General features: G+C 74.3%; 9 protein-coding genes. 6 read left to right on the top strand and 3 right to left on the bottom strand.

Going from position 1 to position 13,847, the window contains the following annotated elements:
- Window positions 1-165: 165 nt before the first annotated feature.
- Together ACH4PY_RS25565 and ACH4PY_RS25570 are read left to right on the top strand one after the other, a co-directional pair.
- Complete coding sequence (locus tag ACH4PY_RS25565) at window positions 166-1,314, top strand: type III polyketide synthase (RefSeq protein ID WP_398187285.1); 1,149 nt, start codon at window positions 166-168, stop codon at window positions 1,312-1,314.
- Complete coding sequence (locus tag ACH4PY_RS25570) at window positions 1,311-2,318, top strand: methyltransferase (protein ID WP_398187288.1); 1,008 nt, start codon at window positions 1,311-1,313, stop codon at window positions 2,316-2,318. Before ACH4PY_RS25565 ends, ACH4PY_RS25570 begins: the two co-directional genes overlap by 4 nt.
- Before the next feature lie 82 nt (window positions 2,319-2,400).
- Here ACH4PY_RS25570 and ACH4PY_RS25575 read toward each other — a convergent pair whose 3' ends face one another.
- The gene (locus ACH4PY_RS25575; RefSeq protein WP_398187291.1) at window positions 2,401-3,543 is read right to left on the bottom strand and encodes a DegT/DnrJ/EryC1/StrS family aminotransferase; all 1,143 of its coding nucleotides are present in this window, start codon (window positions 3,541-3,543) and stop codon (window positions 2,401-2,403) included.
- A 23-nt stretch (window positions 3,544-3,566) separates the two neighbouring features.
- Entirely contained in the window at window positions 3,567-4,091 is a 525-nt protein-coding gene (locus ACH4PY_RS25580; protein WP_398187293.1) for a cupin domain-containing protein, read from the bottom strand.
- 277 nt (window positions 4,092-4,368) lie between these two features.
- On the opposite strand from ACH4PY_RS25580, the gene ACH4PY_RS25585 reads away from it, so the two are divergent.
- The 4 genes from ACH4PY_RS25585 to ACH4PY_RS25600 all read left to right on the top strand — a co-directional run bounded on the left by ACH4PY_RS25585 (window position 4,369) and on the right by ACH4PY_RS25600 (window position 13,576).
- Window positions 4,369-5,466, top strand: a complete 1,098-nt coding sequence (locus ACH4PY_RS25585) for a polyprenyl synthetase family protein (protein ID WP_398187296.1) — start codon at window positions 4,369-4,371, stop codon at window positions 5,464-5,466.
- Window positions 5,467-5,667: 201 nt separating this feature from the next.
- Window positions 5,668-7,290 carry an AMP-binding protein gene (locus ACH4PY_RS25590; RefSeq protein WP_398187299.1) on the top strand — a complete coding sequence of 541 codons (1,623 nt, stop codon included), beginning with the start codon at window positions 5,668-5,670 and terminating at the stop codon, window positions 7,288-7,290.
- Window positions 7,291-7,435: 145 nt separating this feature from the next.
- Entirely contained in the window at window positions 7,436-10,387 is a 2,952-nt protein-coding gene (locus tag ACH4PY_RS25595; protein WP_398187302.1) for an AMP-binding protein, read from the top strand.
- Between the two features lie 108 nt (window positions 10,388-10,495).
- Window positions 10,496-13,576, top strand: coding sequence for a BTAD domain-containing putative transcriptional regulator (locus tag ACH4PY_RS25600; RefSeq protein ID WP_398187305.1), 3,081 nt, complete (start codon window positions 10,496-10,498; stop codon window positions 13,574-13,576).
- 105 nt (window positions 13,577-13,681) lie between these two features.
- On the opposite strand, the gene ACH4PY_RS25605 is transcribed toward ACH4PY_RS25600, so the two are convergent.
- A complete protein-coding gene (locus ACH4PY_RS25605) occupies window positions 13,682-13,846 on the bottom strand; it encodes a hypothetical protein (protein ID WP_398187307.1) in 165 nt (54 codons plus the stop codon).
- Window position 13,847: the final 1 nt, after the last annotated feature.

A 13,847-nucleotide genomic window follows, 5' to 3' on the forward strand; every position in this document is an offset into this window, starting at 1 on the left:
CGGCATCCCGCGGCATCCCGCGGCGTCCCGCGGCAAGTCGGCGCCAAGGCGCGGGCAAGCCGGCCGTACGACATTGACACGGCCAAAAAACAGAGGGCAGAGGTCAGAGGGCGAAGGCCAAAGGGCAGGGGAATGTCTTCTATTTCTGAGAGGCAGGCGCCGGACATGCCGATCTTGTGCAAGCCCGCGGTGCGCGTACCGGAATACACGATCACCATGGAGCAGACCCTGGAATTCGCCAGGAAAGCCCATGCGGGAAAGCCGCAGCTTCCGCTTGCGCTCCGGCTGATACAGAACACCGGGGTGCGCAAGCGGCACCTCGTGCAGCCCATCGAGCAGACGCTGGAACACCCGGGATTCGAGGAACGCAACCGGATCTACGAGGCCGAGTCGAAGAAGCGGTGCCCGGAGGTCATCGAGGACGCGCTCGCCAACGCGCGGCTGCGGGCCGAGGACATCGACGCGATCGTCTACGTGTCGTGCACCGGTTTCATGATGCCCTCGCTCACCGCGTGGCTCATCAACACCATGGGTTTCCGTTTCGACACCCGGCAGATTCCCATCGCCCAGCTCGGCTGCGCGGCGGGCGGCGCGGCGATCAACCGCGCCCATGACTTCTGCATGGCGCACCCGGACAGCAATGTGCTGATCGTCTCGTGCGAGCTGTGCTCGCTGTGCTATCAGCCCTCCGCCGACGACATCGGCTCGCTGCTGTCGGACGGGCTGTTCGGTGACGCGGTCGCGGCCGCCGTGGTGCGGGGGCACGGTGACGTGGGCGTGAGCGGCGTGCGGCTGGAACGCAACGCCTCCTACCTCATCCCGAACACCGAGGAGTGGATCTCCTACGCGGTGCGGGACACCGGCTTCCACTTCCAGCTCGACAAGCGCGTGCCGGGCACCATGGAGCCGCTCGCCCCGGTGCTGCGCCAGCTCGCCGCCGGCTACGGCTGGAACGCCTCCGACCTGGACTTCTACATCATCCACGCGGGCGGCCCGCGCATCCTGGACGACCTCGCGAAGTTCCTGGAGGTCGACCGCACGGTCTTCCGGCACAGCTGGAGCACCCTGACCGAGTACGGCAACATCGCCAGCGCCGTCGTCTTCGACGCGCTGCGCCGCCGGTTCGAGGAGAACCGGCCGCTGACCACCGGTGCCACCGGCGTCATCGCCGGTTTCGGCCCCGGCATCACCGCCGAGATGGCCCTGGGCACCTGGGCCGACGGCACCGTGCCCGAGGGCGCGGCATCACACGACGACACCGCGGAGCTGGCCGGCGTCGCCGCGTCGCTCCCGTACGCGGGGAGGATCTCATGAGCGGCGCGGCACACGGCGGGCCCGACTCGCAGCGCATCATGCGGCTGATCAACGGCTACTGGGCCACCGGGATCATGGGCACGGCGGCGCAGTACCGGGTCTTCACGCACCTGGAGGACGGCGCGGGCACCGCCGAGCAGGTCGCCGAGCGGGCCGGGATCGCGCCGCGCGGGGCGCAGGCGCTGCTGGACGGCCTGGTCGCGCTGGAGGTGGTCGTGGTGGAGGACGGCCGCTACCGCAACACCCCGGAGGCGGCGGCCTTCCTGGTGGAGGGCCGGCCCGCGTCGCTCACCGGCTTCGCCCAGCTCAAGCTGGGCCACATCGGCTCGATGGCGACGCTGCCCGACTCCGTGCGCGACGGCGGTCCGACGTCGAACGTCGTCGTCGAGGTCGCCGACAACCCGCACTGGGAGAACCTGGTGCAGGCCATCGCGGCGCAGTCCGTGCCGGTCGCGCACATCGCCGCCGCCGAGCTGGGGCTCGCCGACGCCGGTAAGGTCTCGATCCTGGACATCGGCGGCGGCTCGGGCATCTGCTCGGCGATCTGGCTCGCGCTCAACCCGGACGCCCGCTCCACCCAGATCGACTGGGCGCCGATCAACGCGATCGCCCGCCGGCTGCTCGCCGAGAAGGGCGTGGGCGACCGGGTCGAGCACGTGGACGGCGACTTCCACACCGTCGACTTCGGCAACGGCGACCACGACGTGGTGGTGTACTCCAACATCGCCCACCAGGAGGGCCCCGAGGACAACCAGGCGGTCTTCACCCGCATCCGCAAGGCGCTGCGTCCCGGCGGCACGCTCGTCGTCTCCGACTACGTCGTGGACGACGACCGCAGCGGCCCGCCCTTCGCGCTGACCTTCGCCGGCGAGATGCTCATCAAGTCCCGGCACGGCAGCACCTGGCGGCGCGGCGACTACCACGCCTGGCTGACCGCCGCGGGCTTCGAGGACGTCCGTTTCGTGGAGACCTCCTCCCCGACGGTCCTGGTGCTCGCCCGCTGACGGCGGCCCCACCCCCGACCCGTACGACGGAGCCCGGCCGGAGAATCCTCCGGCCGGGCTCCGTCGTACGCGTCGGGCGCGGTCAGCCCGCGCGCAGGTTGTTCTTCAGCTCCGCCCGCAGCGTGTTCGCGACCTGCTCGACCTGGTCGAGGGTCAGCTCGGCGTGCATGGGGATGGCCAGGTTGCGCGCGAAGAGGTCCGCCGACACCGGGCAGCTCTGCTCCGAGCGGTAGACCGGCTGGAGGTGGGTGGCCCAGGCGCCCTGGCCGCAGCCGATGCCCTGGGCGCGCAGCGCGGCGGCGACCCCGGCGCGGTCCACCCGCGGGTCGAGGGTCACCAGGTAGGACTGCCACGCGTGGGTGCGGTCGTCCGGCACGTGCGGCAGCGTCAGCAGGTCGTCGCCGCCGAGCAGTTCGGCGTAGGCGGCGGCCGCCGTGTTGCGGCGCTGGAGCAGCTCGTCGACCCGGTCCAGCTGGACCTGAAGGATCGCGGCGGCGATGTCGGACAGCTTGTAGTTGTAGCCGATGTCGGTGAAGACCGGGATCGGCAGGCCGACGACCTGCGCCTGGTCGTAGATGCTGCCGATGCCGAACGACGACCGCAGCCGGGCGTCCGCGCCGATCACCGGGTCGGCGGCGAGCAGTGCGCCGCCCTCGCCGCTGGTCGCGCCCTTGCGGCCGTGGAAGGACAGGCACGCCACCGGAGCGAGCGAACCGGCCGGGCGGCCCTGGTAGGTCGCGCCGACCGCGCACGCCGCGTCCTCCACGACGAACAGCCCGTGGGCGTCGGCGAGCGCCATCAGCTCGGTGTAGTCGGCGGGCATCCCGAGGGTGTCCACCGCGATGATGCCGACCGTGCGCGGCCCGATCAGGGCCGCGACCGCCGCCGGATCCACCGTGCCGGTGTCGGCGCGCACGTCCGCGAACACCGGGGTCGCGCCGACGTAGCGCACCGCGTGCGCGGGCGCGGGGAAGGTGTAGTCGGCGACGATCACCTCGTCGCCGGGCTCCACACCGAGCGCCAGCATGGCCAGGTGGAGCGCGGCGCCGCAGTTGCTCACCGCGACCGCGTCGCCCACGCCGTAGCGCTCGGCGAGCATGGCCTCCAGGGCCTTGCCGCGCGGGCCCTGGCCGGCCGGCCAGCCGGAGGCGAACACCTCGGCGACGGCGGCGAGTTCCCGCTCGCCGAGGCTCGGGTGCACCAGCGGGATGCTGTCCTTGCTCATCAGTGCCGACCTTTCGTGTGGCGTCACGCCGTGGGCGGGGTGTAGCGGAGCGGGGTGATCTGCTGGACGTCGTAGCGCTTGCGCATGGCCTCCACCGCGCCGGAGTCGACCGTCCTGCCCGCCGCGAAGATCTCGACGATCTCCTCGAAGTACAGCTCGTGGTCGGGCGAGGGGTAGTTGTGGAAGAGCATGCGGGCCGGCTTGTCCGAGGCGTTGCGGAAGGCGTGCGGGGTGTTGGGCGGCACGAACATGCAGGCGCCCTCGGCCGCGCGCACCGCGGTGTCGCCGTCCTTCGACGTCCAGTCGTGCCAGGTCTCCCCGGTCCGCTCGGTGGGCTCGAAGGCGAGCAGCTGCAGCTCGCCCTCCAGGACGTAGAAGAACTCCTGCGAGTTGGCGTGCACATGCGCGCCGACGTCGAATCCCGGCGGCACGACGACCTCGAAGACGGAGACGACGGAACCGTCCGCGGCGGTGGCCTTGAAGGTGACGTCCTGCGCCTTGGTGACGAGTCTGCGGCCGTGGCCGGGCGGAAGGATGAGACCGCTCATGTGATGTCGCTTCCCTCGGGTTCGGTGCGGGCGGGCCCGCGCGGAAAAGGGCGGCGTGCCGGTCCGCGTGCGCAGCCGCGCCCCTGGCCGACCCTCCCGGCGGCAGCTTGTCCGCCACTGGTCCCGCGATTGGCGCCGGATGCGCCAAGCCGGGGCCAACCCGTCACGAAGACCGCTGCAAGCGGGCCTGCCGAGAATCCGATGAGCGGTCCGCCGAGCACGCCCGGACGACTGCGCCCGTACGGAATCCAGCACGTGGTGGGATGAGGGGGAAACCATGCCGTCCGCCCTGGGACGAGTTCTGACGGAAGCGGCGACCGCACAGCGGGACGCCGGTGACCAGGAGACCTGCGAGAAGCTGCTGGCCCGCGTCGACCGGCGGATCGAGGAGCTGCTGAGCGCCGAGTCGGCGCGCTGGAGCGAGGTGGACGCCCGTGTCGCGGTGCCCGTGGGCGCCGTGGCGGAGCTGGTCACCGCGGGCGGCAAGCGGCTGCGGCCGCTGTTCTGCGTCACCGGCTACCTCGCCGCGGGCGGCGGCTCCGGCGACGGGACCGAGGACACCGTCGTCGACGCGGCCGCCGCCCTGGAACTGCTGCACGCCTTCGCGCTCACCCACGACGACATCATGGACAACTCGCCCAGCAGGCGCGGTGTCCCGACCGTCCACGCCAAGTACACCGACGTGCACGCGCTGCGCGGCTGGGCGGGGGAGTCCCGCCGGTACGGCGAGGGTGTCGCGATGCTCGCCGGGGACCTGGCGCTCGCCTACGCCAACCGGCTCGCGGGCACCCTGACCGGCACGGCCGCCGAGGTTTGGCACGAGCTGGTCGCCGAGATGATCGTCGGCCAGCAGCTGGACATCGCGCTGGCCGCCGAGGTCAAGCCCGACCCGCGGCTGGCCCGCTGGGTCGCCGTCTGCAAGTCCGGCCGCTACACCATCCACCGCCCGCTCGCGCTCGGCGCGGCGATCGCCGGCCGCCCCGGACTCGACACGGTCTTCGAGGCGTACGGCGTCGCGGCCGGCGAGGCCTTCCAGCTGCGCGACGACCTGCTCGACGCGTTCGGCGAGTCGGCGGCGACCGGCAAGCCGACCGGGCTCGATCTCGACGAGCACAAGATGACGCTGCTGATCGCGCTGGCCGCGGCCAAGGACCCGCAGGTCGCCCGGCTCGTCGAGGACAGCAGGAACAGCGACTGGAACCCGGCGGAGCTGCGTGCCGCGCTGCTCGCCTCCGGGGTCCGCGCGGACGTCGAGGAGCAGATCGACGCGCTCGTCGCCGACGCCTACGGGGCCCTGGCCGACTCCCCGCTGCCGGCCGGCTGGCGGCTGCGGCTGGAGGAGCTGGCCGACATGGTCGCCTACCGCGACCGCTGACCCGGCGCCGTACAGCGTCGTACGCCGCCCGCCCCGCCCGGTCCGTACAGCGGTCCGCCCGCACGAGCGCCGCAACCGGCCCGCGCGGGCGCACATTCGGCACCAAGCCCGGTGCAGGACGCTGTGCTCCACCGGCACCCGAGAACACCGAACCGCCGTCCGCTGCACGACCGGAACGAGGCGGGCCCGGAGGGAGATCTGATGGGAAGCACCTTGCTGGACAAGCTCGACTCCGGAACGCGGAGCGCCACGGACCAGGAGTCCCTGCACAGGACCGGCCTCTACCTCGGCGTCGTCCCGGAGCGGGCCGCGCTCGTCCGCGGCGGGACACCGGTCACGCTCGACCACGACCTCGACGCGCTGCCCGACGCGGGCCGCCGGCTGACGGTGGCGAAACTCGCCGGGTACGCCGCTGACTTCGCCAACCGCGTGGCCGCGGCCGGGGTGCGCCCGGGGGGCCACGTGGTGATCTGCAAGGCCCCCAACTTCGACCTGTGGCTGCTGGCGACCGCGGTGGAGCGCACCGGCGCCGTCCCCGTGATGCTCTCCCACCACCTGGACTCCCAGGCGCTGTCCGCGCTGATGCAGCGGCTGGACCGGCCGCACCTGATCACCGATGCGCCGAAGCTGCGCGCCCTGACCGAGGACGGTGTCGATCTCGGCGAGCTGACCCGCGGCGTCATCGGGATCGGCGAGACCGGCCCCGGCGCGACCCGGCTCGCCGACCTCGACGGCGGCACGCCCGTCAAGCCGGTGCTGCGCGGCCTGGACGAGCCCGCCATGATCACCCACACCTCGGGCACCACCGGGCTGCCCAAGCTCGTCGTGCACACCCCGCGCACGATGCGCACCCGGCTGCGCCCGCAGCTCTTCCTGCTGGGGATGATGCGCAAGCGCGGCACCGTCGCCGTCCACATCCCCTTCGGCCACTCCCGCACCTTCGCGGCGCTCTCGCTGTGCTTCCTCAAGGGCATGCCGGTGCTCGCGGTCAACAACGGCACACCGGACGCCGTCGCGGACTTCTTCGTCCAGCACCGCCCCTGGCTCATCGAGGCGCTGCCCAACTCCTTCCTGGCCTGGGAGGGGCTGACCGACGACCGGCGCAGGCCCTTCGCCTCGGTCAAGTACTTCAGCAGCACCTTCGACGCGATCCACCCGCGTACCGTGCGGCGGCTGCTGCACTCCTCGGCGCAGCGCGCGCAGTTCTTCCAGATCTACGGCCAGAGCGAGGTCGGCCCGGCCGCCGGCCGCCCGTACTTCCGCAAGTTCGCGCACCGCATGGACGGCCGCTGCATGGGCTTCGCGCTGCCCGGCAGCGCGAAGGTCCGGGTGGTGGGCCGGGACGGCAAGCGGCCCTCGCAGGCCAACCCCGGCTACATCGACGTCCGCTGGGACGGCATCGCCAAGACCTACCACGGCGAGCAGGACCGCTACGACGAGAACGTGCACGACGGCTGGTGGCGCACCGGCGACGTCGGCTACCGCACCCGCTTCGGCTGCCTGCACATGCTGGACCGGGAGTTCGACACGATCGAGGGCGTCGGCAGCAACCTGGAGGTCGAGGACGACATCCTCGACAAACTGGAGGAGTTGGCCGAGCTGGTCGTGGTGCCCGGCCCGCGCTCCGAGGCGGTCCCGGTGGTGTGCACCCACCGCGACGAGCCGCTGGACATGGACCGCTGGCGCGCCGCCACCGCGGCGTACCCGCAGCTCGCCGAGCCCGTCCAGATCCCGCTCGCCGAGCTGCCGCGCACCGCGACGCTCAAGACCCGCCGTGTCGAGCTGTCCCGCCGGCTGGAGGACGAACTGACCGAACGGCCCTGACCCGCCCGCGCCGGGCGTCCCCGCGGCCGGACCGGAAGGCTCACCCGGTCCGGCCGCCTCACCGTGCCCCGGCCCACCGACCCACCCCCTGACGCACCCGTCGGCCGCCGGTCCGGGCAGCGTCCCCGGATTCGCAGGAGTGACCTTGTCAGAACAGCAGACCGCCGACCCCGCGGACCGGCGTGTCGTGCTCAACGGCGAGGGGCAGCACTCGATCTGGTGGACCGACCGCGCACTGCCCGCCGGCTGGCACGCGGAGGGCACCACCGGGCCCCGGGAGCGGTGCCTCGCGCACATCCAGGAGACCTGGCAGGACCTGCGGCCGCTGAGCCTGCGCGAGGGCCCGCGGCCCGCGGATCCCGACGGGCCCGCTCCCGCCGGGGAACCCGTGGCGCCGGGTGGGCCTGCTCCCGCCGGGGAGCCGCGGCCGGTCGCGCCGGGAGGGCCCGCTCCCGCCGGGGAGCCGTTGCCCGTCACGCTCGGGCGGTGGGCGCGGCGCGACCCCGGGGCGGTCGCCGTCGAGGGGGACGGCTTCGCGCTCGGCTTCGGCGAGCTGGACGCCGCCTCCGACCGGTGGGCCCGCTTACTGCGCTCACGCGGGGTGGGGCGCGGCGCCCTGGTCGGGGTCCTCCTCGGCCGGGGCGCCGACCTGCACGCCGTGACGCTGGGCGCGTGGAAGGCCCGGGCCGGCTGCGTACCCCTCGACCCGGACTTTCCCGCGGCGCGGCTGCACCTGCTGCTCGCCGACGCCGGGGCCCGCGTGGTGGTCGCCGAACTCGGGTACGGGGCCGCCGCGCTCGACGGCTTCGACGGCACCGTGCTCTACGCCGACGACCCCGAGCTGGCCGCCGAGCTGGCCGCGCACCCGGGGGGCGGCGCCGCGACGGAGCCGCCCGCCCCCGACGACGTCGCGCTGGTGGCCCACGCCCCCACCGTGGCCGGGCGCCCCTACGCCGTGGCCGTCACGCACCGCGGGCTCGCGGACCATGTGGCCTGGGCCGGGCGGGAGCTGATCGGCCGGGGCACGGGCGGCACCGCCGTCTTCTGCTCGGTCGCCTCCGAGATGACGGCCACCGGCCTGTGGGCGCCGCTCGCGGCCGGGCAGCGGGTGGTGCTCGCCCCGCGCACACCGGATCTGGCCCAGCTGGGGGAGTGGCTCGCCTCGGCCGGTACGTTCGCCTTCCTGCACCTCGCGCCGGGCCATCTCGACCTGCTCGTACGGCAGTCCGGCCCGGCGGTGGTCGCCGCGCTCGCCGGGACGTTCGTCGTCGCGGGCGGCAGCACGCCGGGCCCCGCCGCGGCGCGGCTCGCCGAATTCCTCGGCAGCGGGCGGCTGCTCCCCGCGTACGGCTCGGTCGAGACGTCGTACGGCAGCTGCCCCGACCCCGTACGCCCCGGCGCCGACAGCCGGATCCGGGTGCTCGACGGCGACGGGCGGCAGGTCCCGGCGGGCGAGGTCGGCGAGCTGTACGTGGCCGGTCCCGGGGTGGCCCTCGGCTACGTGGGGCGGACCGCACTGACCGCCGAGCGCTTCCTGCCCGACCCCTACGGCCCGCCCGGCGCCCGGATGTTCCGCACCGGGCAGCTGGTGCGGCGCACCGCCACGGGCGAGGCCGAGCCGCTCGGCCGCACCGACCGGCAGGTGTGGATCTGCGGCCACCGCGCCGACCCGGCGGAGGCCGAGGAGGCGCTGTACGACCACCCGTGCGTCGACGAGGCCGTCGTCGTCGGGGTGCGGGCGGCCTCCGGCGATGTCCGGCTCGCCGGGTACGTGGTGCCGCGCCCCGGCGCGCAGGGCCTGGACGCGGCGGCACTGGCCGCGCACTGCCGGCGGCTGCTGCCGGACCACCTGGTGCCCGCGAACCTGGTGCTGCTCGGCGAGCTGCCGCGGGCCGCCGACGGGCGGGTGGACCTCGCGGCGCTGCCACGGCCCGGCGGACCGCTGCTGGACGCCCCGCGCAGGGCCGCGCGCAGCGGGCGGCACGTCGCCTTCGGCGGGCGGCCGCTGGCCGACCTGCTCGCGGAGTGCCGGGTGCCCGGCGCCTCCGTGGCCGTGCTCGAACGCGGCGGCCTGGTCGCGGTCGAGGCCGCGGGCGACGACGGGGAGGGCCGCCCCGTCACCCCGCGCACCGCGTTCCCTGCGGGCGGCCTGAGCCGGCACGTCACGGCGCTGGGCGTGCTGCGGCTGGTGGACGAGGGCCTGCTCGACCTGGACGCGCCGCCGGACGCCGCCCTCGACAACGGTGCCAGGAACCGCGCCGCTCGCCGGCCGACCCTGGCGGACCTGCTGGGCGACCGCCTCGGGACGGGCGCGGCCCTGCTGCCGGGACTGCTGGAGGAGGTCACGGGCGAGCCGTTCGGGCTGCTGATGCGGCGCCTGGTGCTGGGGCCGCTGGGCCTGGACGACAGCTCTTTCGGCGGCCCGCCGCCCCGCAGCGGCGGGCGTACGGGCGCCCCGGCCGCCCGTATCGGCCACGACGCGGCGGGCCGCCCGCTGCCCGCCGCGCCCGCCGCGCCCGCCGCGCCCGCCGCGCCCGCCGCGGGCGCCTCGGGCGCACGGCCGCACTCCCGCACCGCGCCGCGCACGGAACCGGCCACCGCGTCCGGCGGGCGGCAGGGAGCGGAACCGGCCACCGCACGCGGCGGGGACCCCGGCCCTGTCTCCGGCCCCCCCTCCGCTGCCGCCGAGCTGTGGACGACCGCCGCCGACCTCGCCAAGGTGGCGCTGGAGGTCCGCCGTTCCGCGCGGGGCGTCCCGCTCGCGCTGCTCACCGCGGACAGCGCGGCCCGCATGCTCACCCCGAGCCCCGACGACCTCTACGGCCTCGGCACGATGGTCGACGTCCTCGGCTCCGACACCGAGTTCGGGCACGAGGGGGCGCCGGCGGGCCACTACGCCGTCTCCACGCTGCGGTTGCGCACCGGCAGCGGCCTGGTCGTGCTCGCCAACGGCGGATCGGGCGAGCGGCTGCGCCGGGAGATCGCCCTCCGGCTGCGGGACGGCGGCCGGTTGACCGAAAGGTCCCGGCCATCGGGTGACGGAAAGTTATGGTTCCTGGAAGAGGCGCAGGGAACGGGTTGGCTGACCGGCACGTAGCGTGAAGTGGCCCAACTGTGTTGTCGAGACGAAAACTTGTACGCAGAATGGCTCTGCAATGTCTCCCGTGGGGGACGGGGCGCGGGTGCGCCTCGGGAAGGGGACGGTGTGTCGACCCGGCTGTCGTTTCAGGTGCTGGGCCCGCTCAAAGTGAGCGCGGACGGCAGATCGCTGCAACTGCGCAGCGCGCGGCAGCGAACGATTCTGGCCGTGCTGCTGCTCACTCCCGGGCGCGTGGTCTCCGTCGACTCCCTGGCGGAAGCCGTCTGGCACAGCGAACCCCCCGCCACCGCGCGCAACCAGATCGCCATCTGCGTCTCCGCCCTGCGCAAGACCTTCCGCGACGAGGCCCGCGTCGACGGCCTCATCGAGACCGTGCCGCCCGGCTACGTGCTGCACACCACGGGCCACTACGTCGATGTCGTCGACCTGTACGCCTCGGCTGCCGCCGCGGGGGCGGCAGCCGAGGCGGGCGACCCGGACGCGGCCGCGGCCCGCTTCGAGAACGCCCTCGCGCTGTGGGACGGCCCGGTGCTCGACGGCATGGACGGCGGCTCGCTGACCGAGGTGGTGCGCCGGCTCACCGAGCTGAAGGTCGACCTGGCCGAGGAGTACGCCACCGTCCAGCTCCAGCAGGGCCGGTACCGCTCGGTCGTGGAGAGCCTGGGCCCGCTGGTCGCCGAGTACCCGCTGCGCGAGCACGCGCGGGCCGTCCTCATGCAGGCCTACCACCTGTCGGGCCGCCGCTCCGAGGCGCTCGGCTGCTACCGCGAGGGGCGCCGCGTCCTCATCGCCGAGCTGGGCGTCGAGCCGGGCGCCGAACTCCAGGAGCTGCACCGCACCGTCCTGGAGGGCGACGGCCCCGCGCCGGTACGGCCGCCCGCGCCCGTCCCCGCGCCCGCCGCGGTGGCCGTCCCCGTACCGCTGGCGGTGGCCGCGGTGCCCGAGACCGTCCCCGCGCCCGCGCCCGCCGCGACCCCTGCCGTACCGCACCAACTGCCGCTGCCGCCCGAGCCGTTCGTCGGACGGGAGGCCGAGCTGGAACTGCTCGGCCGGCTCGTGCAGCCCGCCCTCGGGCCCGGCGGCGGCCTGCCGGTGCGCGTCGCGGCGATCTGCGGCGCCGCCGGGGTCGGCAAGAGCGCGCTCGCCCAGCACTGGGCCGACCGCGTCGCCCGGCGCTTCCCCGACGGCCAGATCTACCTCGACCTCCAGGGCCTGCGCGCGCACGGCGGGGTCACCGCCGAGGCCGCCCTCGACCGGGCGCTGCGCGCGCTCGGCGTGCCCGGCGCGTCGATCCCCGTGGGCCTCCAGGACCGGGCCGCGCTCTACCGCAGCACCCTGGACGGCAAGCGGCTGCTGATCGTCCTGGACAACGCCGGTTCGCTGGAGCAGATCCGCCCGCTGCTGCCCGGCCGCGGCCCCGCGCGCGCCCTGTTCACCAGCCGCGACCCCTTCAACGGGCTGGCCGGAGCGGTCGCCGCGGTCCGTATCGAGCTGCACGGGATGAGCACGACCGAATCGCTGAACCTGCTGGCCGCCACCATCGGCGACCAGCGGGTGGCGGCCGAACCCGCCGCCGCGCGGCGCCTGGTGGACCTGTGCGACCGGTTACCGCTCGCCCTGCGCATCGTCGCGACCCGGCTGCTGTCCGACCACCAGTGGTCGCTGCGCCGGATGGTCGCGCGCATGGAGGACCGCCGCGAGCGGCTGGACGTCGTCAGCCCCGGCGAGAGCGGGGTGCGCTCCAGCCTGTGGCTCAGCTACCGCGCGCTGTCGGTGCAGGCCGCGCGCCTCTACCGGCAGCTGAGCGTCCTCGACGTGCCCGACTTCCCGCCCTGGATCGGCGCCCCCGTGCTCGGCGTCACCCCCGGGGCGTCCGAGGAACTGCTGCACCAGCTCGCCGGGGCGCAGCTGCTGGAGCGCTGCTCGGTGCGCGGCGGCGGCACCCGCTTCCGCATCCCCGAGCTGATGCGGCTGTTCGCCCAGGAACGGTGCCTGGCCGAGGACGGCGCGCAGGAGCGCGAGCAGACACTCGACCGGGTGCTGTCCGCCGTGCTCACGCTCGTCTACGCCGCACAGGAGCAGCTCTACGGCAAGGGCGAGGTCGCCCCGCACGTCCCCGCCCACATCCAGGAGCTGCCCGGCGCCGCGGTCAGCGAGCTGGTGTCCGACCCCATCGAGTGGTTCGAGGGCGAACGGGAGGCGCTCGGCGCGCTCGTGGCACAGGCCGCCCGCGAGGGCCAGGAGGGTCGCGCATGGGTCCTGGCCATCGGCTCGGTGCCCTTCTTCGAGACCCGCAACTACCTGGAGGACTGGCGGCGCGCCGCCGACAGCGCACTGGAGGGCGCGCAGCGCGCCGGCGACACCCACGGCGCCGGCACCATGCTGCGCTCGCTGGGCACGCTCGCCATCTACCAGCGCCGCTACGACGAGGCGCGCGAACGGCTGCTGACCGCCCTGGACCTGCTGGAGCAGACCGACGACACCCAGGGCCGCGCCATCGTGCGGCGCAACCTCGCCGTCTGCGCCCGCTTCTGCGGCGAACTGGCCGAGGCCGCGCGCTACTGCGAGGCCTCCCTCGTCCTCTTCCGGCAGGCCGGTGACGCCTCGGGCCTCTCGCACGCGCTGGGCCTGCTCGCCCAGATCGAGATCGAGCAGGGCAACCCCGAGCGCGGGGTGGAGCTGAGCAACCAGGCGATCGAGGTCAGCTACGAGGCCGGGTCGCTGCGCAGCCGCACCCAGAACCTCTACCGGCTCGCCGAGGCGCTGCTCAGCGCCGGGCAGTCGGAGCAGGCCGAGCGGGTGTGCCACGACGTCGTGGGCCTCACCCGCGGTCAGCGTGACCGGCTGGGCGAGGCCCACGCGCTGTGTGTGCTCGGCGAGGCGCAGTGGCGGCAGAACGAGCCGCACAAGGCGCGCGCGAGCCTGCTGCGCGCCCTGCGGGCCGCCGAAGAGGTCAACGACCGCTTCCTCCAGGCCCGGATCACCACCAACCTCGCCTGCGCCGAGGCCCTGTGCGGCGGCACGGGCGCCGACGCGCCCCTGGCATGGGCCCAGCAGGAGTTCCGCTCGCTCAACGCACCGGTGTGGGTGCGGCGTGCGGGCCGGCTGCGCGAGGTCCTGGAGTCCCGCGGCGCCGACAGCCCCGTCGAGGGGCTCGAACTGGCCCGGCTGCTCAGCGGCTGCTGAGCCCCTCGCCGGGCTCCCTGCGTCTTCCCGGGTCTCCGGGTTTTCCGGGGTCCGTGCGTATTACCCCGGCATATTCCTTGGGCTGCTGCCCGTCCTGATTCCGGATCACGTCCAGGGCAGATCGTTGGTGCCCATACCGGAGCCCAGCGCGTTGAGGGCGACGAGCAGCGGGAGAAGAAGCATTGCGGAGCTGGCGAACACGGCTGCGACGGTGCGGAACTTGCGCATGACTGACTCCCCGTGGTGTGTGGCAATTTCCTTGTGCAGCATT

Source organism: Streptomyces sp. NPDC021224, from assembly GCF_044332905.1.
GTDB lineage: Bacteria > Actinomycetota > Actinomycetes > Streptomycetales > Streptomycetaceae > Actinacidiphila.